Below are 19,220 nucleotides of genomic sequence, written 5' to 3' on the forward strand. Positions count from 1 at the left end.
ATCGCGCCCCATGTCCCAAGACTCCTCCGTCCCCGTCAGCCGCCGCCTGGGCCGCTACGTCTACCCCTACCGCTGGGGTGCGGTGCTGACCATCGTGGCCTACCTGGGCGTGGCCGGCACCGAGCTGATGCTGCCCAAGCTCATCGGCTATGCGTTCGGCGAGGGCTTTGCCAAGGATGCCTTCCCGCTGTGGATGGTGCCGGTGGTGCTGGTGGGCCTGTACGTCGTGCGCGGGCTGTGCAACTTCGCCGGCCAGTACCTCTTTCACTGGACCATCGCGCGCAGCGTGCTGGACTTCCGCACCGCGCTCGTGGAGGCCCTGCTGAAACTGGACGCCCAGGTCTACACCCGCATGCAGCCCGGCACGGCGGTCACCAAGGTCGTCAATGACCCGCAGCAGATCCTGCAGATCACTGGTGATGTCGGCATGGCGCTGCTGCGCGACGGCCTGCCGGCCATCGGCCTGGTGGGCTACCTGTTCCACCTGAACTGGCAGCTCACCTTGCTGGCGCTGGTGGTGGCGCCGCTGCTGGCGCTGGTGATGAAGAAGGTCAACCGGCGCATCCGGCTGATGTCCTCGCGCTCCTACGACTCGCAGCTGGTGCTGGTCAACAAGGTGGACGACATCACCCGCGCGTGGCGTGTGGTGCGCCAGTTCGGCGCGGCGGCTTTCGAGCGCCAGCGCTTCGTCGACGCCGCGCAGGAGGTGCGCCGCTACAACCTCAAGGCTGCGGCGGCCGCCGCCATGGCCCAGCCCATGTCGCAGCTGGTGGCCAGCGTGGGCCTGTCCTTCATCATCTGCGCGGCGCTGTGGCAGGCGCGGGCGCAGGGCACGGGCGTGCAGCAGTTCGCCGAGTTCATCGCGGCGCTGCTGTTGCTGATCTCCAAGCTGCGCCACCTGTCCGACCTGGCCGCGCCGCTGACGCGTGCCAGCGTCGTTGCCCAGGGCTGCCTGGCGTTGATGGACGCGCCCAAGGAAGCCGACACCGGCACGCAGGAACTGCCCGGCCCGGCACGCGGCGACATCTCGATGGACGCGGTGCGCCTGACCTACCCGGGCGCCGCGCAGCCGGCGCTGGACGGCCTGACGCTGGCCTTCGGCGCCGGCAAGACCACCGCGCTGGTGGGTGCTTCGGGCGCCGGCAAGAGCTCCATCATTCACCTGCTGCTCGGCTTCGGCCACCCTGATGGCGGGCACATCCGCCTGGACGGTGCCGACGTCGCCGCGCTCAGCCGCGCCGCGCTGCGCCGCCAGTTCGCGGTGGTCTCGCAGGACATCGTGCTGTTCGACGACTCCGTCGCCGCCAACATCGCCTACGCCCAGCCGCGCGACGAGGCCCGGCTGGAGCAGGTGCTGCGCGCCGCCCACCTGTGGGACTTCGTGCAGACGCTGCCCGAGGGCGTCGAGACGCCCGTGGGCGCCAATGGCAGCAAGCTCTCCGGCGGCCAGCGCCAACGCCTGGCCATCGCGCGGGCGCTGTACAAGGACGCGCCGATCTGGATCTTCGACGAGGCCACCTCGGCGCTGGACACCGAGAGCGAACGCGCCGTGCAGCAGGCCCTCAGCCTGTGGGCCGGGCGCAAGACGCTGATCGTCATCGCGCACCGGCTGTCCACCATCCGCGATGCCGACGCCATCCATGTGATGGGCGCCGGCAAGCTGGTGGAGACCGGCACGCATGCCGAGCTGATCGCCCGCGACGGCGCCTACGCGGCCATGGTGCGGGCGCAGGCCGGCGAGGCCTGACCCATGCGCCGCCGCGCGCTGCTGCCGCTGCTGTGCATCGCGGCACCGGCATCGGCGCTGCCGCCCGCCGAGGTGGAGGTCAACACCGCGACGCGCGCCCGGCTCGAAGCGATGCCAGGCCTGGGCCCGGCCCTCGTGCAGCGGCTGCTGGCCGAGCGACCGTTCGCTGATTGGGCGGACCTGATGCGGCGCGTGCCCGGCGTCAAGGCCGCCGTGGCGCGGCGGCTGTCCGCCGCCGGCCTGCGGGTGGCCGGCCAGCCCTGCTCAGCCGCCGGCGGCAAACCCGGCTGAACGGCGCTTGCGCAGTTGCATCGGGTCCACCTGGGGCGCGCGGGCCGGCCAGCCGAAGAAGCGCTGCACCTCGGCGCGCTTGCTCAGCGTGTCGCTCATGCCCAGGTTGATCAACTCGTTGATGAAGCTGGGCTCGAACAGCAGATAGCTCACCAGCGCCGCGCCGCTGGTCGTCTTGCCCTGGCCGCTGACACCGATGGCGCGCAGCATGGCGCGCACGGACTTGGGCAGGCTGGCCTGATGCTCGCCCGCCAGGTCATCCAGCCGCCGGCTGGGCGCGATGACCAGCAACTCGATGGGCCGCAACGGCGTCGCCGCACGCGCCTCGGGTGGCAACAGCGCCAGCGTGCGGTTGATGCGGCGCAGGCGTTCCACGTCCACCGCCAGCGCGTCCAGGAAGATATTCGACAGCGCATGCCCCGCGATATGCGCCATGCTGGGATGGCTCTGCGTCGCGCCGGTGCGCCGGCCTTCGGGCTCCTTCATGCGGCCGGCGCCAATGACGAGAACGCGGTCCGCCCCCAGGTGGACTGCGGGCGAGATCGGCGCGCTCTGGCGCATCGAGCCATCGCCGAACCACTCCGGCACACCATCGAAGTCCAGGGGCTCGGCCGGAAAGATGAAGGGAATGGCGGCCGACGCCATCAGATGCGCCAGCGTCAGCCGGGTCTGCACGGCCATGCGCTGCTCGCGCAGCCAGGGCACGACGTGGTGATGGGTCTGGAAGAAGGTGACGTGCTGGCCCGAGGTGTAGCTGGAGCCGGTCAGCGCCAGCGCGCGCAGGTGGCCGCCTTCGAGCATGGCGTCCAGCCGGCCCATGTCCAGGTAGCGCGCCAGCAGTTCGCGCAGCGGCTGGTTGTCCAGCAGGCTGCGCGGGCGGCTGCGCGTCCAGCGCGCGATCGCCCAACCCAGGCTGAGCATGGACACCCAGCGCGCCCCGCTCTTGACGGCCTCGAAAGCGTTCGCGTGGTAGATGCTCTCCACGTGCAGACCCTGCCACAGGTGCATGAGGCCGTCCACCGCGCCGTCGAAGTCATCGGCATGGCAGGCCAACGTGCTGGCATTGATGGCCCCGGCCGAGGTGCCGCTGATGATGGGGAACGGGCTGCCCTGTGCGATGCCGGCGTCGCGGCGCAACTGGGCGATGGCGGCCAGCACCCCCACCTGATAGGCCGCACGTGCACCACCGCCGGTCAGGATCAGTCCTGTGACCGGCGACGATCGGGTAGGCCCGGGAGCGAGGTTGGACACGGCTTGCAGCATCGGCGAAATCATCGCCGATGCCGGGCCTCAGCCAAGCTCGTAAATGACCTCGGCTGCCGTGCCCAATTTGGCGAGTGCTTCGTCCGCCGGCCAGAAGCGGCTGGACTCACCCAGCTCCACCAGCCAGCGTGCGCCGACGCGCTCGCCCTCGGGCTCGGCGCGCATGCTGACGCGCACCGGCAGGCCCTGCTTGCGCACGTCGCCCTCCTCGGTCTGGACCTCGCGCGGCGGGAAGCGCTGCACCAGCTCGTGGATGAGGCCGGCCGCGCCCGCGTTGTTCAGCAGCAGGTGGCGGCCGAACTTCGCACGTGCCGCCGTCAGGCTCCACACTGCCTGCACATTCATGCGCAGGCCGCCGGAGAAGCGGTCGTTCTGCACCTTGCCCTGGGCAATGATGAGTTCGTCCTCGGCCAGCAACTCCTTGGCGGAGTTCAGCAGCTCCTCGTTGGCGACGGCCTCGATGGCATCGCTCTTGTCGTCGATCTTGAAGATGCCGACGCGACCGCGCTGGCCGTTGATGACGCGCATGCCGCTGACGATGCCAGCCACCATCGTGGGCTCGCGGCTGTCCTGCAGATCCGCGATCTGGCGCTTGACGATGCGCCGCACCTCGGCGCCGCTCTGGTCGAACAGATGGCCGGACAGGTAGAAGCCGATGGCCGTCTTCTCCAGCGACAGCCGCTCCTTGATGCTCCAGGTTTCGGCATGCACGAGGTCGGGCTCGGCGGTGCTGGACGCATGCGAGTCGCCGAAGTCGAACAGGCCGCCCTGGTCGGCATTGGCCTCGGTGGTCTCGGCGTGCGTGTAGCCGCGCGCGACGCTGGCCAGCAGCTTGGAGCGCTCGGGGTTGATCGAATCGAAGGCGCCGGCCTTGATGAGGGCCTCGACCACGCGCTTGTTGACGGCCTTGCGATCCACACGCAGGCAGAAGTCGTAAAAGCTCAGGAAGGGCCCGCCGGCCTCGCGCGCCGCGATGATGGCCTCGATGGCGCCGCGGCCCGTGCCCTTGACGGCGCCCAGGCCATAGTTCACCAGGCGGTTGCTCAAGGGCTCGAAGCGATACATGCCCTTGTTCACGCAGGGCGGCTGAAAGTCCACGCCGAAGATCTTGGCGTCATTGAGCAACACCTTGAGCTTGTCGGTATCGTCCATTTCGATGGTCATGTTCGCCGCGTAGAACTCGGCCGTGTAGTGCTGCTTCAGCCAGGCCGTGTGGTAGCTCAGCAGCGCGTAGGCGGCGGCGTGCGACTTGTTGAAGCCGTAGCCCGCGAACTTCTCCATCAGGTCGAAGACCTCGTCGGCCTTCTTTTCGTCGATGCTCTTGGCTGCGGCGCCCTTGCGGAACAGGTCGCGGTGCATGGCCATCTCGTCGGCCTTCTTCTTGCCCATCGCGCGGCGCAGCATGTCAGCGCCGCCCAGGCTGTAGCCGCCCAGCACCTGGGCGGACTGCATCACCTGCTCCTGGTAGACGAAGACGCCGTAGGTCTCGGCCAGCACCTGCTCCAGCAGCGGGTGCGGGTACTCGATGGTCTCCTTGCCATGCTTGCGAGCGACGAACGACGGGATCAGGTCCATCGGGCCCGGGCGGTACAGCGACACCAGTGCGATCAGGTCCTCGAAGCGCGACGGCTTGGCGTCCTTCAAGAGGCGCTGCATGCCCGGAGATTCAAACTGGAAGATGCTCTCCGACAGGCCCTTGCCGAACAGGTCGAAGGTCTTGCGGTCGTTCAGCGGCACGTTGGCCCAGTCGAAGCCGGCACGCTCGGGGTGGCGTTGGACGATGAAGTCCTTGGCCAGCTCCAGGATGGTCAGCGTCGCCAGGCCCAAGAAGTCGAACTTCACGAGGCCGATGGCCTCCACGTCGTCCTTGTCGTACTGGCTCACCGCGCTTGTCGAGCCGGGCTGCTGATACTGCGGGCAGAAGTCGGTGATCTTGCCGGGCGCGATCAGCACGCCGCCGGCGTGCATGCCGATGGAGCGCACGGTGCCTTCCACGCGCGCCGCCATCTCCAGCAGGCCGGCCACTTCCTCGTCGGACTTCTCGCGCTCCTCGATCTCCGGCGACTCGTGGCGCGCGTAGACCATCTTGGCCTTCTCGGGGTCGAAGTTGGGCGGCAGCTTGGCCAGCGTGACCGTCTTGCCGGGCGGCGCCGGGATCAGCTTGGCGACGCTGTCCACATGGCCGAAGCCCATGCCCAGCACGCGGCCGATATCGCGCAGCGCGCCTTTGGCGGCCATGGTGCCGAAGGTGGCGATCTGGCTGACCGCCGGCAGGCCGTACTTGTTCTTGACGTAGTCGATGACGCGGTCGCGGTTGCCCTGGCAGAAGTCGATGTCGAAGTCGGGCATCGAGACGCGCTCGGGGTTCAGGAAACGCTCGAACAGCAGGTTGTACTTGAGCGGGTCCAGGTCAGTAATGAGCAGCGCATAGGCCACCAGCGAGCCGGCACCGGAGCCCCGGCCCGGGCCCACCGGGCAGCCGTTTTCCTTGGCCCAGCGGATGAAGTCCGACACGATGAGGAAGTAGCCCGGGAAGCCCATCTTGATGATGGTGTTCAGCTCGAACTCCAGCCGCTCGACGTAGCGCGGCCGCTCCTTCTCGCGCTCGGCATCAACGGGGAACAGGTGCACGAGCCGGTCCTTCAGCCCCGCGTGGCTGAGCTCGCGGAAGTACTGCTCCATCGGCATGGGCTGGCCGTTTTCCATCAACGGCGTCGGGAAGTTGGGCAGCTGCGGCTTGCCCAGCACGAGGGTGAGCGAGCAACGCCGCGCGATCTCGACCGTGTTGCAGATCGCGCTGGGGACGTCCTTGAACAGCTCGCGCATCTGTGCCTGCGTCTTGAAATGCTGGCTGGGCAGGAAGCGCTTGATGCGCTTGGGGTTGGCCAGCGTCTCGCCTTCGGCCACGCAGACGCGCGCCTCGTGCGCCTCGAAGTCCTCCTCGGTCAGAAACTGGATCGGATGGGTCGCCACCACCGGCAGGCCCAGCTCGGCCGCTAGCGGCACGCTGGCCTGCACCAGCGCCTCCTGGCCGGGCAGGCCGGCGCGCTGCAGCTCGATGTAGAAGCGGTTGGGGAAGGTGGCGCTGAGCTTGTTCGCCCACTCACGGGCGCGCACCTTGTCGCCCTGCAGCAGCGCCTGGCCCAGGCCGCCCAGCTGCGCGCCGCTCAGGCAGATCAGCCCCTCGCCCAGCTCCTGCAGCCAGGCCCAGGTCACGCAGGCCTGGTTGCGCTGAACGTTCTGAATCCACGCGCGCGACAGCAGCTCGCTGATGTTCAGGTAGCCCTGCTTGTTCTGCACCAGCAGCAGCAGCCGCGTGGGCGGCTTGTCGGTGGCGTCGGGCTCCAGCCAGCAGTCGGCGCCGAGGATGGGCTGCACGCCCTTCTTGCGCGCCGCCGAGTAGAACTTGATGCCGCCGAACAGGTTGGCCAGGTCGGTGATGGCCGCCGCCACCTGCCCGTCCTTGGCCGCAGCCGCAGCCGCGTCATCGGTCCTCAAGGTGCCATCGACGACCGAGTACTCGGTGTGCATGCGCAGGTGGACGAAGGGCTGGTCGGCGGAAGCAATCTCGGACATCGCGGCATTGTAGGAAGCCGCCTCGACACCGCGCCTGAGCGCCCGGCCTGGCGATGCACTCCCAGCGCCGCGCAGCGGGATTACGTATGACTTGTTGTCGATGTCATTTCTTGAATCGGCGTTACTGCCCATGCATTGCCACAAATAGTCATATTTAATTCTTTCAGGCCCGCACGCAGAGGCGGCCATCCACAACGACCGGAGACACCCCATGTTCCTGACCCTGAAGAGCCTGCTGAGGCTGGCCACCGGCTGCGCGCTCGCCGCCACCCTGACGGCCCCGCAGGCGGCCCCCTGGACGCTGACCGGCGCCATCGGCACGCACGACCCGCACCTCTACAAGACCAGCGCCACCTGGTGGCTGTTCGAGACCACCGACAACGGCGGCATCGCCGTGAAGTACTCCGCCAACGGCACGGCATGGACGCAGGGTGGTCCCATCTTCAGCGCCGGCCTGGCCTGGTGGAAGACCTACCTGCCGACCAACAAGACCGCCATGGTGTGGGCGCCCGGCTGCGGCGAGTACAACGGGCTGGGCTACTGCTACTACGCGGTGTCCAGCTTCGGCTCGCAGAAGTCGGCCATCGGCCTGGCGACGTCGGCCGGCGGCATCGCGGCCGGCCAATGGGTGGACCAGGGCGCCATCCTGAGCTCCAAGGCTGGCGACGGCTACAACGCCATCGACCCGGCCTTCGTGCTGGCCGCCAACGGCGATCCTTACCTCGTGTTCGGCTCATTCTGGAACGGCATCTACATCACCCGCGTCAGCAAGGTGAACCTGAAGCCGCCGACGGGAGGCCTCGTCAACATCGCGCGCGACACGGCCAACGGCATCGAGAACGGCTTCGTCGTGCGCCGCGGCAGCTGGTACTACCTGTTCGCATCCAAGGGCGCGTGCTGCCAGGGCGCGAACAGCACCTACCGCATCGTCGTCGGCCGCTCCACGTCCATCACCGGGCCGTATACCGACAAGGCCGGCGTGGCCATGATGTCCGGCGGCGGCACCGTGCTGGCATCCAGCGGCACGCGCTTCAAGGGCCCGGGCGGGCAGTCGCTGCTGAGCGACGGCTCGGTGATGGCCTGGCACGCCTACGACGCGAACAACAACGGCGCCCCGGTGCTGTTCATCGGCAACGTGACCTGGGGCTCCGACGGATGGCCGCAGGCGGTCTGGTGATCGCGCCGCCCGCGGCCCTGGTGCTCGGGCTAGCGCTGGTGTGCTGGGCCTGGTGGGGCCCTCCCGCCGAGCCCGCCGCGCCGCCCGCCCAGGCAGTGGCCACCGCGAGCGTCGCGCTGCACATCACGCACGGCGGTCGCGTGGCCGATCCGCCGCCCATCGCGCGCCCGCCAGCCGCCACGGGTCCGGCGGTGGCTGCCGCTCCCGACCTGACCGCGTTGCTGACGGCCCCCGACACCGCGCTGCGCGCGACGCTGCACCAGGCGCTGGCCGCCCGCGCCCACGGCGGGCGCCTCTATGCCCGCGCGCTGGCCCGGCGCTGCGCGGAGCTGGCAGCCCTGCAGCCCGCGGACACGGCCGACGCCAACGATGCCCGCCACCAGCGCGCCGTCGCCCGCCATGCCGCGCTGGCGGCCGGCTGCGGGCAGTTCGCGAACGCCGAGTGGCTGGCGCTCGTCAACGTGGCGCCCGATGACGCGGCCGGCGACCCGCTGCTGGCCGTGCAGCAGTCCGACCTGGACGGCGCGCCCTTGCTGCAGGCCGTGATGGCCCGGCCCGACGCGCTGCTGCTGGACGAACTCCGCGAGCGCCTGCTGCTGCAGCGCCTCGACGGCGAGCCGGTGCTGTACTTCGACGGCCAGCGTTTCGACGACGAAGCCAGCCGTGCCACCGCCCAGGCCGCGCTGCACCTGCTGCCCTGCCAGTTCGGCCTGGCCTGCGACGAGCGCGACCCCGCCGTCTGGCTGGCCTGCCTGCGGGGTGACGGCTGCGCGGCGTCGCGCGCGGAGCGGGCGCCGCCGGGCGCACAGGCGCTGGCGCAACGGCTGGCGGCGGCGCTGCGAGCGCGGGATTTGCACCGCTTCCTGCCGCGCTAAGCTGCGCGCCCATGAAACACCTCGCCCTCGCGCTGGCCACGGCCGGTCTGCTGTCCACGGCGCTGGCGGCGCCGGCCAAGAAGACCAAGCCGGCCCCCGCACCCAAGATGAGCGCCCAGGAAATCCTGGCAGCATCGCCCGCCAGCCACTGGCGCGGGCTGGACCCCGACAACACGCTGCTGATGGAACTGCCCTCGGGCCAGGCTCTCATCGAGCTGGCGCCGCGCTTCGCGCCCGCCCACGTCGCCAACATCCGCGCGCTGGCCCGCGGCGGCTACTGGAACGGCCTGGCCGTCGTGCGCGTGCAGGACAACTTCGTCACCCAGTGGGGCGACCCCGACGGCGACGACCCCACCAAGGCCCGGCCGCTGCCCGAGGGCGCCAGCGCGAAGCTGCCCGCCGAGTTCTCGGTGCCGCTGGACCGCGTCGGCAAGGCCGCCGGCTTCACCCGCCTGCGCGACGCCGAAGGCTGGGCGCCGCGCACCGGTTTCGCCGAGGGCTTCGCGGTGGCCGCCAACCCCAAGACGGGCAAGGCCTGGCTCGCGCACTGCTACGGCGTGGTGGGCGCTGGCCGCAGCGACGCCGTCGATTCGAGCAATGGCGCCGAGCTCTATGCCGTCATCGGCCAGGCCCCGCGCGGGCTGGACCTGAACATCACCGTCGTCGGCCGCGTCATCAAGGGCATGGAGCACCTGGCCGCGCTGCCGCGCGGCAGCGGCGCCATGGGCTTCTACGACAAGCCCGAGCAGCGCACCGGCATCCAGCGCGTGCGGCTGCTGGCCGACATGCCCGCCGAGGAGCGGCCGGCGCTGCAGGTGCTGCGCACCGAGTCCGCCACCTGGGCCCGCCTGTTGGATGCCCGCCGCCACCGCAGCGGCTGGTTCGTGCACAGCCCGGGCTACATCGACATCTGCAGCGCCAACGTGCCGACACGGCCAGCGCCCTGAGCCGCCGTCCACCTAGCCGGGCGATGGGGTGAGATCGCCCCGGGTCTCGCCGTAGGCCTGGCGGTAGGCCGACGGTGTCAGCCCGGTCACCAGCTTGAACGCACGGTGCAGGCCGGCCTCGCTGCCGAAGCCCAGGTCAGCAGCGATCGCCTTGATCGGGGTGCGCGTCAGCCGCAGGGCCTCGGCCACCTGGCTCAGCTTGACCCGGCGCAGCCAGTCACCAGCCGGCACGCCGGTGCCGGCCATCACCCGGCGACTCAAGGTACGCACCGACAAGTTCAGGTGCTCGGCCGCACTGGCCAGGCTCAACGCCTGGGCGGGCGTGCGCTGGGCGAACGCCAGCAGCTGCCGCAACGCCGGGTCGCGCAGAGCCATCATCTCGACAGGGTTGAAGCTCTCGTGCCGGCTGCGTGGCTGGGGCAGCATCAGCACCTGCTGGACGTCGTACAGCACCTCGCTGCTGAAGCGCAGCGCCAGGCGATCGAGCATCAGCGGCAGATGGCCTGCGGGGCCCGAGGCCGTCACGACACGGCCGCTCGCGACGGTCGGCGCATCACGCCAGTGCACGCGCGGAAACCGCGCGGCCAGCGCTGGCAGCAGCCACCAGGTCGCCGTTGCCTCGCGGCCGTCCAGCAGGCCGGCCGCGGCCAGCAGCGCGACACCGGCGCAGTAGCTCCACACCTGGCTGCGCCGCGGCAGCCGGCGCAGCTGCTCGATCAACGCGCCGTGCTGCGCCAGCGTCGGCCCCAGCTGGTCGACGCAGGCCAGCCACAGGCCCGGCAGCAGCCACGCCTCGCACGCGCAAGCGCCCAGCGCGGCCTGCGGCTGCAACGCCGGCCCCTGCGCCACGGCGACGGGCTGGGTATCGAGGCCACCCCAGACCACCCGGATGCGCTCGCGCCCGAGCCGCAGATTGCATGCCGCGACCAGATCCGCCGCGGCATACAGGCCGGTCGGCATGCAGCCTGGGTACAGCAGCAGCCCCAGCTGCATCGGGGCGGGTGAATTCGGCGTTGGCATGTTTGGTGAGCAAATTGTCTTTTCCTGCCATTCTGCTCGTCGGACGCCATGCCCACAATCAGCAGCGACTTCACCACGATGCAGACCATGACCACCATCGACATCCCAGCCGGCGCCGGCGAGAACCCGGCAGCGCGCGCAGCAGACGACGCCGCCACGACGGTGCAGGTCGGCCGGTCACGGGTGCACCTGATCCATCAGGGCGCAGGTGAGCCCGTGCTGTTTCTCCACGGCAACCCCGACTCCTCCGAAGTCTGGAGCGAGGTCATCGCTGACCTGCGGGCGCACCACCGCTGCATCGCGCCGGACCTGCCCGGCTTCGGCCACTCGACCGCCCCCGCCGACTTCGACTGCTCTCTACAAGGGATGGCCGCCTTCGTCGACGGCCTCGTCGATGCGCTGGGTATTGCGCAGCCGATCCACCTGGTCGTGCACGACTTCGGTGGCCCCTTCGGCTTGGCGTGGGCCGTGACGCACCCGCACAAGGTACGCAGCCTGGTGATCATGAACACCGTGTTCGCGTCGGACTACCGCTGGCACCTGTTCGGTCGCCTGTGGCGCCTGCCGGTGATCGGTGAGCTGGTGCAGGCGCTGACGACGGCCGGCGGCTTCGCGCGCGAGATGCGGCGTGGTTCCCGCAAGCTGACACGGGCGCAGATCGCGCGCACCTATGCCTTGATCACGCCGGCCACCAAGCGCATGGTCCTGCGCTTGTACCGGGCCACCGACCCCAGGAACTTTGCGGGTTGGGAGGACCGCCTGCGGCAACTGACGGCCCGGGTGCCTTCGCTGGTGCTGTGGGCGGAGCACGACCCCTACATCGGCCGCCACCATGCAACGCGCTTCGGCACTGCCGCTGTGGAGTACGTGCCCGACAGCGGCCATTGGCTGCCGGCGGAGGAGCCCCGGCTCGTCGCGCAGCGGCTGCTGCGCTTCTATGCAGAGGCAGCGGCCCGGGCAACGTGAGCCGCCGGAGCCTCAGAGGTTGAGAGTTTTTCGGCCGTGCCAGAAAGGCGCGTCAAAGCGCCCTCGAACGAGGCGCAAAGCGCAGCCATAGCTCGGGCTATGGCGAGCATTTGCAACGACGGGCGAGGGCGATTTGGCGTGCAAGGCGGGCATGGGTGAAAGACTCTCAACCTCTCAGCCGCCGAGATGCAGTGCCACGCGGTAGGTGATGAACGACGCCAGGTAGGCCAGGCCGAACAGATAGCCCGCCGCAGCCAGCGCCATCTTCACGCCGCCGGTCTCGCGCTTGATGGCTGCCAGCGTGGCCAGGCATTGCGGCGCGAACACGAACCAGGCCAGCAGCGACAGCGCGGTCGCCAGGCTCCAGGTCTGCGCGATCAGCGGCGCCAGCGCACCGGCGGTGTCGTCCCCGGTCGCCGACAGCGCGTACACGGTACCCAGCGCGCTGACCATCACCTCGCGCGCCGCCATGCCGGGCACCAGCGACAGGCTGATCTGCCAGTTGAAGCCCAGCGGCTCGAAGATGACGGCGAGCGCGCGGCCCAGATAGCCGGCGATGCTGTACTCGATGGGCGCGCCCGTCGCGCCGGCCGGCGGCGCCGGGAAGGTGGACAACACCCACAGGGCGATGGTCATCACGAGGATGATGCCGCCCACGCGCTTCAGGAAGATCACGGCCCGCTGCCACAGGCCGATGGCCACGCTGCGCGGCTGCGGCCAGTGGTAGGCCGGCAGCTCCATCATCAGCGGGCGCACCTCGCGGCCGGAACTGCCCAGCCGCTTGATGACCCAGGCCACCGCGAGCGCGCCGAGGATGCCCGCCACGTACAGCCCGAACAGCACCAGGCCCTGCAGCTCGAAGCCGCCCACCTCGCGGTTGGGGATAAAGGCCGCGATCAGCAGCGCATAGACCGGCAGGCGCGCCGAGCAGGTCATCAGCGGCGCGATCATGATGGTGACCAGCCGGTCGCGCGGGTTGGCGATGGAGCGCGACGCCATGATGCCGGGGATGGCGCACGCGAAGCTGGACAGCAGCGGGATGAAGCTGCGCCCCGACAGGCCCACGCTGCCCATCAGTCGGTCCAGCAGCAGCGCGGCGCGCGGCAGGTAGCCCGACTCCTCCAGCACGAGGATGAAGAAGAACAGGATCAGGATCTGCGGCAGGAACACGACCACGCCGCCCAGGCCGGCGACGACCCCGTCCACCAGCAGGCTGCGCAGCCAGCCCTCGGGCAGCCAGTTGCCCACCTGCTCGCCGGCCCAGGCGGTGGCCGCCTCGATCAGCCCCATCGGCGTCTCGGCCCAGGCGAACACGGCCTGGAACAGGAAGAACAGCAGCACGGCCAGGATCAGCGAGCCGAACACGGGGTGCAGCAGCACGCGGTCGACGCGGTCACCGGGCAGCTCCGGCAACTCCTCGGCCAGGCCCAGGCCGGTCAGCAGCGCATGGATGGTGGCCTGATCGTCCACGCCGAGATCGGCGCTGACGGGCGGCGCCTGCCAGGCCTCGGGGCTGTCCAGCGCCGCGCCCAGCGCGCTCAGGCCCTGCTTGTGGATGGCGACGGTGCGCACCACGGGCACGCCCAGCACTGCGCTCAGCGCCGCCGCGTCCACCTCGATGCCGCGCTTGGCGGCGAGGTCGGCCATGTTCAACGCGACGACTACCGGCAGCCCCTGCCGACGCACCGCCATCAGCAGGCGCAGCGTGCGGCGCAGGTTGGTGGCATCCAGCACGCACACGACCAGATCCGGCCGCTTCTCGCCGCGGGCGCGGCCGGCCAGCACGTCGCATGTGACGCGTTCGTCCGGCGAGCGCGGGTGCAGGCTGTAGGTACCGGGCAGGTCCAGCAGGCGCAGCGTCCTGCCGGCGGGCGTGACGAGGCGGCCCTCCTTGCGCTCGACCGTCACGCCGGCGTAGTTAGCCACCTTCTGGTGGCTGCCGGTCAGGCCGTTAAACAACGCGGTCTTGCCGCAGTTCGGGTTGCCGACGAGCGCGACCAGCTTGCCACCGCGGTGGACATGGATGGGCGCCTCGGTCATCGCGGCGTCACCGCGATGCAGTTGGCCTCGGCATGGCGCAGCGCGAACGTCGACTGCCCGACGCGCACCACCAGGTTGCCATCACTGAGGCGGGCGCGGCGCATCACGCGCACGGCCTCGCCCGGCAGAAAGCCCAGGTCGGACAGCCAGGTCGCCCATTCCGGCGAATGCGCCGGCGCGCTGACCTGCTGGACGGTCAGCGCCAGCCCGGCAGGGGCGTGGGCGAGGCTGGAGGGCAGCGGCTCGGACATGGAGGGCTTGCGGCGGCGACGCCAATATTGAGAACAGTTCTCATTCTAAACACCGCCACGGCCGCGCCGGACGTGGCGGGATTCAGCCGCGCTGCGGGCTGGCCAGCAGCGCGTCGCAGGCCTTGAGCGCCGTGGCGAAGTCCAGCCGGCCCACGGCCGCATTCAGCGTGCCAAAGCCGGGGCCCAGCGCCTGGGCGTGACCGGCCAGCTGTTCGCACAGCGCCACGGAGCGCATATTGCGTTCGGCCAGCAGCTGGCGCAGCTGCTGCAGCGCCTGCGGGACGTCGAGCGCATCGGCGGGCCCACCGGCCGGCGCGGTCTGTGCGGCCGGCCGCAGCGCCGCCAGCGTCTCGTCCAGCAGCGCCCGCAGCGCGGCGGGGTCGGCGCCGGCCACGTCGCCCTGGGTGCGCACGGCCTGCTCCTGCGTGCCCGCCAGCGCAGCCAGCGCATTGCCGCCCACCGCGCCGGCCAGGCCGCGCAGCGTGTGCAGTGCGCGGGCAACATCGGGCACGCTGGCCTCGCGCAGGCTGCGGCGCAGGCTGTCGATCTCGGCCGGCGCATCCTGGGCGAACGAGGCCACCAGCCGCTCATACAGCGCCTGCCGCCCGCCCAGGCGCTGCAGCGCGGCGGCGCTGTCCAGCAGGCGCGGTGGCGCGGCCGGCGGCGGCGCGGACACGGCGGCCTCGGCCCGGCCCGCGTGGCGCCGCAGGCTGGCCACGAGCTGCTCCAGGTCCACCGGCTTGGCGACGTGGTCGCGCATGCCGGCGGCCAGGCAGGCCTGGCGGTCGGCGTCCATGGCGTTGGCGGTCATCGCGATGACCAGGCTGTCGGGCCGCTGCTTGAGGATGCGCTGCGTGGCCTCGAAGCCATCGATGTCGGGCATCTGCAGGTCCATCAGGATGGCGTCGAACGGCGGCTCGGTCACCAGCGCGAGGTGGGCGCCCTCCACGCCGCCGCCAGCCAGCGTGACGATGGCGCCCTCGTCCTCCAGCAGTTCCTGCGCCACCTGCTGGTTGAAGCCGTTGTCCTCCACCACCAGCAGGCGCAGCCCGGCCAGGCGCTGCTGGCCGGCCTCGGCGCGGCGGTGGCGCGGCGTGCCCTGCTTGGCCTCGGCGACGGCATCCTGCAGCATGGACGCCGTGACGGGCTTAACCAGGTAGCCGCCCAGCGACGCGATCTCCTGCTCGCTGCGCTCGGCCAGCAGCTCGCGGCCGTGGGCGGTGACCATGATGATGACCGGCGCGTCGGACTCGTGGCTGTCGCGGATGCGGCGCGACGTCTCCCAGCCGTCCAGCCCCGGCATGCGCCAGTCCATCAGGATGAGCTGGTAGTGCGGCTCGCCCTGCTCGGCCGCGAGGTGCACCAACGCCAGCGCCTGCTCGCCGCTGGCGGCCAGGTCGCAGTCCCAGCCCAGGCTGGCGCCCATGCCCTGCAGCACCTCGCGGGCCATCGGGTTGTCGTCGACGATGAGCACCTTGAGGCCGGGCCGCTGCAGCAGCTCGCCCTGCGGGTCGGCCGCCGCCTCGGGCAGCGCCAGCTCGAAGTGGAAGCGGCTGCCCTCCCCCACACGGCTGTCCACGCGCAGCTCGCCGCCCATCAGCGCGACGAGCCGGCGGCTGATGGCCAGGCCCAAGCCGGTGCCGCCGTAGCGGCGCGAGGTCGCCTGCTCGGCCTGGCTGAAGCCGGTGAAGATGTGCTCCAGCTTGTCGGGCGCGATGCCGATGCCGGTGTCGATGACCTCGAAGCGAATGCGCGCGCGCCCCGGCTGCGCGTCCGGCAACAGCGTCAGCGCCAGCACCACCTCGCCGCGCTCGGTGAACTTCAGCGCGTTGCCGGCCAGGTTCAGCAGCACCTGGCGCAGCCGCGTCGTGTCGCCCACCAGCGCGGGCGGCAGGCGCGGGTCGAGCCGGAACAGCACCTCGATGTCCTTGCTGCCCACGTTGGCCGACAGGATGACAGCCAGCTCGCGCATGAAGTCGCTGAGCTCGAAGCGGTGCGGGTCCAGCTCCATCTTGCCGGCCTCGACCTTGGAGAAGTCCAGCACGTCGTTGATGACGGCCAGCAGCGCCTGCGCGGCCGTGCGGGCCTTGGCGGCGTAGTCGTGCTGGCGCGGTGACAGCTCGGTGCGCAGCAGCAGGTTGAGCATGCCCAAAGCACCGTTCATGGGCGTGCGGATCTCGTGGCTCATGTTGGCCAGGAAATCGCTCTTGGCCTGGCTGGCGGCCTCGGCCGTCACGCGGGCGCGCACCAGCTCGATCTCGGCGCGATGACGCTCGGTCACGTCGATAAGCATCTGCACCACGTTGACGAGACGCCCGCGCCGGTCGCGGATGGCGCTGGCGCTGCCGTCCGCGAACAGCTCGCCGCCGCCCGGCAACGCGAAGCCGCGCTCGAAGCGCACATGCTCCATGCGCCCGGCGGCCAGCCGGTTCAGCTCGCCGCCGGGCAGGCGGCCGGGGCGGAAATCCGGCAGGTCCGCCAGCTTGCCGCCACGCAGCTCGTCGGCGGTGCGGCACAGCATGGCGGTGAGCGCCAGGTTGACATCGAGCACGACGCCCTGCGCATCGCACAGCGCAATGCCCACCTGCGCCCGCTCGAACACGCCGCGAAAGCGCTGCTCGCTGTCGTTGAGCGCCCGCGTGCGCTGCTCCACACGCGCCTCCAGCAGCTGCTTCTCGACGATCAGCTGCTCGGTCATGTGGTTGAAGTTGCGCGCCAGCTCGCGGAACTCGCGGAAGCCGCAGATCGGCGCGCGCTCGTCCAGGTTGCCGCCGGCGATGCGCGCCACCGCCCGGTTCAGCGACTGCACCGGCTGCATCAGTCGCCGCCCGGCCAGCAGCGCCAGGCCCAGCGCCAGCAACAGCGCGATGCCCAGCGCCGCCAGCAGCTGGTTGCGCAGCGCATGCGCGGAGGCGAAGGCGTCGTCCGCGTCGACATTGACGGCAATGCCCCAGTCCAGCACCGGCAGATGCCGCCACGACGACACCACCGACACGCCGGCGTAATTGCGTGTCAGCCCGCTGCCGCTCTCGCCGCGCAACCCGCGCAGCGCCGGGATGGCATCGGCGGCCAGCGGGTCCAGCGCCTGCGCGGCGTACTTGCGCGGGTCGCGCCGCAGCTCGTTGACGAAGTAGGCCTTGTCGCCGTGGCGCTGCACCAGGATGGTCTCGCCGCTGATCGCCAGCCCGGCCGTGTCTGTCGCCACCCCCAGCAGCCGCGTCAACCGGATCTGCAGCACCAGCGTGCCCAGCACCTGGTCGCCGTGCACGACAGCCTGCACGAAATACAGCGTGGCCGGCTCATCGAAACGGTGCTGCGCCACCGGCGTGAGCTGCGCGTCCAGGCGGCCCATCGCGCGCCGGTGCGCGGCCAACAGGCCGCTGCCCGCCAGTACCCCGCCATCCAGCGTGGCCAGCCCTTCGCTGCTGCCCGCCAGCGGGCGCAACGTGAACGCGACGCGCCCGTCCGGGCGCACCAGCATCACGTTGTCGTACTTGCCGGTGTCCAGCAGCCGGCCGTACAGCGAGCGACCGCCGTCCGGCAGCTGGCCCGCCGACCCGGCATCGAGCAGCAACTCGCGCGTCACCGACGAGGCCGCCGTCAGATGCGCGTCGATCTGCAGCTCGCTGAAATACTCGTTGATCTCCGTCGCCTTCTTGCGGGCCACGGCCACCACCCGCTCGGTGACGGTCTCGCGCAGGCTGCGCTCGTAGCTGCCCAGCTGCCAGACGCCCATCACGCCCAGCGGCAGCATGGACAGCAGCATGAAGCCCAGCAGCAGCGCCGGCGCGATGCGCCAGGCCGGGCTGCGCGGCTCGTCGGAGTCGGTGGCCATCAGCGCAAGCCTCCCTGCGGGTCGACGATGGCGCGCCACTGGTCATGCGTGCGGAAGACCGGCCAGGGCATGGGCCGGATCTGGCGCGGGTCGTGCCAGACCTCGGCCAGCCGGCCGTCGGGCTGCACCTGGGCCATGCGCAAGCTGTGCCACAGATGGCGGCTCTGCCCGTCCAGCGCCGTCGGGCCCTGCGGCGCCAGCGCGCTCTGCTGCAACACGTTGGCGCCCACCGCAGCCGGCTGAGCATCACCCACCTCGCGCACCGCAGCGGCCCACAGTTTCACGGCCGCATGGGACGACACGGCCGCCTCGCAGGCCTCGCTCCCCTGGTAGCGCCGCAGGCCGGCCATGAAAGCCTGGTTGGCCGCCCCCGGCAGCGCCTGCAGATAGCTGGCAGCCGTGAAATGACGCCCCAGCCGGCCGGCGCCATAGGCCTTGAACTCCGGCTCGCCGACCGCGAAGGACAGCAGCGGCAGTTCGGCCAGATCGGCCGTCACGAGCGCATCGAACAGCGCGCGGTTGCTCTCGCCGCCCAGCGTGCTGAGCACGAGGTCGGGCTGCAGCCGGCGCAGGTCGGCGACCAGTGCGCCCATGCCGGACGCCCCGGCCGGCAACTGCCGCTCGCCCAGCACCCGGCCGCCGCTCAGGGGCACGAACTCGCGCATCACCGCGTGCATGCGGCGTGAGTACGTTCCGTCTGACCCGAGCAGAAAGACGCGCCGGCCGAAGCCGCTCATGGCCCAGTCCGCAGCCGGCAACTGGCGCTGGTTGGGCACGGCGCCCATATAGACGACATGGGGCGAGCGTTCCAGCCCCTCGTAGGCCAGCGGGTAGAACAGCAAGTGCTGCTGCGCCTCCACGATCGTCCGCGCGGCCTGGCGGCAGGTGAAGGTGGCGCAACCGAACAGTGCCACCGCGTGCTGCTCGACGATGAGCCGCCGCGCGGCCGCAGCGACCGCCGAGGCGTCATTGCCGCCGGTGTCCTCCACTTGCAGCTCCACGCGCCGGCCCAGCAGGCCGCCATCGCGATTGATCTCGTCCACCGCCAACCGCAATGCCGCCAGCAGCGGCGCCTCGGCGGCGGCCAGCGGGCCATTCTGCGCATGCAGCGCGCCGATGACGATGGGCCCGCGCTCTGCGGCCTCGGCTGCCGGCGCACGCAACAACCACAGTCCCGCCACCGCCGCGGTCACCAGCAGCATCACGCCTCCCAGCAAGACAAGACGGCGGCG

General features: G+C 70.8%; 13 protein-coding genes. 6 read left to right on the plus strand and 7 right to left on the minus strand.

The features are described 5' to 3' along the window. The first annotated feature begins 10 nt into the window (after window positions 1–10). Together ACG0Z3_RS18275 and ACG0Z3_RS18280 are read left to right on the plus strand one after the other, a co-directional pair. Entirely contained in the window at window positions 11–1,747 is a 1,737-nt protein-coding gene (locus ACG0Z3_RS18275; RefSeq protein WP_394400081.1) for an ABC transporter transmembrane domain-containing protein, read from the plus strand. Window positions 1,748–1,750: 3 nt separating this feature from the next. Next, window positions 1,751–2,038: a ComEA family DNA-binding protein gene (locus tag ACG0Z3_RS18280; protein ID WP_394400083.1), complete on the plus strand. Its 288-nt coding sequence runs from the start codon at window positions 1,751–1,753 to the stop codon at window positions 2,036–2,038. On the opposite strand, the gene ACG0Z3_RS18285 is transcribed toward ACG0Z3_RS18280, so the two are convergent. Next, on the minus strand, window positions 2,012–3,301 hold the full coding sequence (locus ACG0Z3_RS18285) for a patatin-like phospholipase family protein (protein ID WP_394400085.1): 1,290 nt from the start codon (window positions 3,299–3,301) through the stop codon (window positions 2,012–2,014). The genes ACG0Z3_RS18280 and ACG0Z3_RS18285 overlap by 27 nt on opposite strands. A 27-nt stretch (window positions 3,302–3,328) precedes the next feature. Then, window positions 3,329–6,877 (minus strand): DNA polymerase III subunit alpha, encoded by a 3,549-nt coding sequence (gene dnaE / locus ACG0Z3_RS18290; RefSeq protein WP_394400087.1) that lies wholly within the window; start codon window positions 6,875–6,877, stop codon window positions 3,329–3,331. Between the two features lie 211 nt (window positions 6,878–7,088). Here dnaE and ACG0Z3_RS18295 point away from each other — a divergent pair, with 211 nt between their 5' ends. From ACG0Z3_RS18295 to ACG0Z3_RS18305, 3 genes are read left to right on the plus strand one after another with little or no spacing between them, the layout of a single operon-like run. Next, entirely contained in the window at window positions 7,089–8,054 is a 966-nt protein-coding gene (locus ACG0Z3_RS18295) for a glycoside hydrolase family 43 protein (RefSeq protein ID WP_394400089.1), read from the plus strand. After that, complete coding sequence (locus tag ACG0Z3_RS18300; protein ID WP_394400091.1) at window positions 8,051–8,929, plus strand: hypothetical protein; 879 nt, start codon at window positions 8,051–8,053, stop codon at window positions 8,927–8,929. Before ACG0Z3_RS18295 ends, ACG0Z3_RS18300 begins: the two co-directional genes overlap by 4 nt. A gap of 11 nt (window positions 8,930–8,940) precedes the next feature. After that, entirely contained in the window at window positions 8,941–9,876 is a 936-nt protein-coding gene (locus ACG0Z3_RS18305) for a peptidylprolyl isomerase (RefSeq protein ID WP_394400093.1), read from the plus strand. 12 nt (window positions 9,877–9,888) lie between these two features. Here ACG0Z3_RS18305 and ACG0Z3_RS18310 read toward each other — a convergent pair whose 3' ends face one another. Continuing rightward, window positions 9,889–10,869 carry a GlxA family transcriptional regulator gene (locus ACG0Z3_RS18310; RefSeq protein WP_394400095.1) on the minus strand — a complete coding sequence of 327 codons (981 nt, stop codon included), beginning with the start codon at window positions 10,867–10,869 and terminating at the stop codon, window positions 9,889–9,891. Between the two features lie 114 nt (window positions 10,870–10,983). On the opposite strand from ACG0Z3_RS18310, the gene ACG0Z3_RS18315 reads away from it, so the two are divergent. Further along, a complete protein-coding gene (locus tag ACG0Z3_RS18315; protein ID WP_394400097.1) occupies window positions 10,984–11,862 on the plus strand; it encodes an alpha/beta fold hydrolase in 879 nt (292 codons plus the stop codon). Window positions 11,863–12,036: 174 nt separating this feature from the next. Here ACG0Z3_RS18315 and feoB read toward each other — a convergent pair whose 3' ends face one another. The 4 genes from feoB to ACG0Z3_RS18335 all read right to left on the minus strand — a co-directional run bounded on the left by feoB (window position 12,037) and on the right by ACG0Z3_RS18335 (window position 19,190). Further along, window positions 12,037–13,902, minus strand: coding sequence for a ferrous iron transporter B (gene feoB / locus ACG0Z3_RS18320; RefSeq protein ID WP_394400099.1), 1,866 nt, complete (start codon window positions 13,900–13,902; stop codon window positions 12,037–12,039). After that, on the minus strand, window positions 13,899–14,153 hold the full coding sequence (locus ACG0Z3_RS18325; protein WP_394400101.1) for a FeoA family protein: 255 nt from the start codon (window positions 14,151–14,153) through the stop codon (window positions 13,899–13,901). The genes feoB and ACG0Z3_RS18325 overlap by 4 nt, the downstream gene beginning before the upstream one ends. Window positions 14,154–14,235: 82 nt before the next feature. Beyond that, a complete protein-coding gene (locus ACG0Z3_RS18330) occupies window positions 14,236–17,988 on the minus strand; it encodes a response regulator (RefSeq protein ID WP_394400103.1) in 3,753 nt (1,250 codons plus the stop codon). Then, window positions 17,988–19,190 (minus strand): transporter substrate-binding protein, encoded by a 1,203-nt coding sequence (locus ACG0Z3_RS18335; protein WP_394400105.1) that lies wholly within the window; start codon window positions 19,188–19,190, stop codon window positions 17,988–17,990. The genes ACG0Z3_RS18330 and ACG0Z3_RS18335 overlap by 1 nt, the downstream gene beginning before the upstream one ends. Window positions 19,191–19,220 lie beyond the last annotated feature (30 nt).

The organism is Pelomonas margarita (assembly GCF_043555875.1).
GTDB classification, from domain to species: Bacteria; Pseudomonadota; Gammaproteobacteria; order Burkholderiales; family Burkholderiaceae_C; genus Pelomonas; species Pelomonas margarita.

Bases quoted from the DNA above. Each gene is read 5' to 3' on its own strand.
- ACG0Z3_RS18280 (WP_394400083.1), top strand. From the start codon at position 1,751: ATGCGCCGCCGCGCGCTGCTGCCGCTGCTGTGCATCGCGGCACCGGCA.
- ACG0Z3_RS18285 (WP_394400085.1), bottom strand. From the start codon at position 3,301: ATGCTGCAAGCCGTGTCCAACCTCGCTCCCGGGCCTACCCGATCGTCG.
- ACG0Z3_RS18325 (WP_394400101.1), bottom strand. From the start codon at position 14,153: ATGTCCGAGCCGCTGCCCTCCAGCCTCGCCCACGCCCCTGCCGGGCTG.
- ACG0Z3_RS18310 (WP_394400095.1), bottom strand. From the start codon at position 10,869: ATGCAGCTGGGGCTGCTGCTGTACCCAGGCTGCATGCCGACCGGCCTG.
- ACG0Z3_RS18305 (WP_394400093.1), top strand. From the start codon at position 8,941: ATGAAACACCTCGCCCTCGCGCTGGCCACGGCCGGTCTGCTGTCCACG.
- ACG0Z3_RS18315 (WP_394400097.1), top strand. From the start codon at position 10,984: ATGACCACCATCGACATCCCAGCCGGCGCCGGCGAGAACCCGGCAGCG.
- feoB (WP_394400099.1), bottom strand. From the start codon at position 13,902: ATGACCGAGGCGCCCATCCATGTCCACCGCGGTGGCAAGCTGGTCGCG.
- dnaE (WP_394400087.1), bottom strand. From the start codon at position 6,877: ATGTCCGAGATTGCTTCCGCCGACCAGCCCTTCGTCCACCTGCGCATG.
- ACG0Z3_RS18330 (WP_394400103.1), bottom strand. From the start codon at position 17,988: ATGGCCACCGACTCCGACGAGCCGCGCAGCCCGGCCTGGCGCATCGCG.
- ACG0Z3_RS18335 (WP_394400105.1), bottom strand. From the start codon at position 19,190: ATGCTGCTGGTGACCGCGGCGGTGGCGGGACTGTGGTTGTTGCGTGCG.
- ACG0Z3_RS18295 (WP_394400089.1), top strand. From the start codon at position 7,089: ATGTTCCTGACCCTGAAGAGCCTGCTGAGGCTGGCCACCGGCTGCGCG.
- ACG0Z3_RS18275 (WP_394400081.1), top strand. From the start codon at position 11: ATGTCCCAAGACTCCTCCGTCCCCGTCAGCCGCCGCCTGGGCCGCTAC.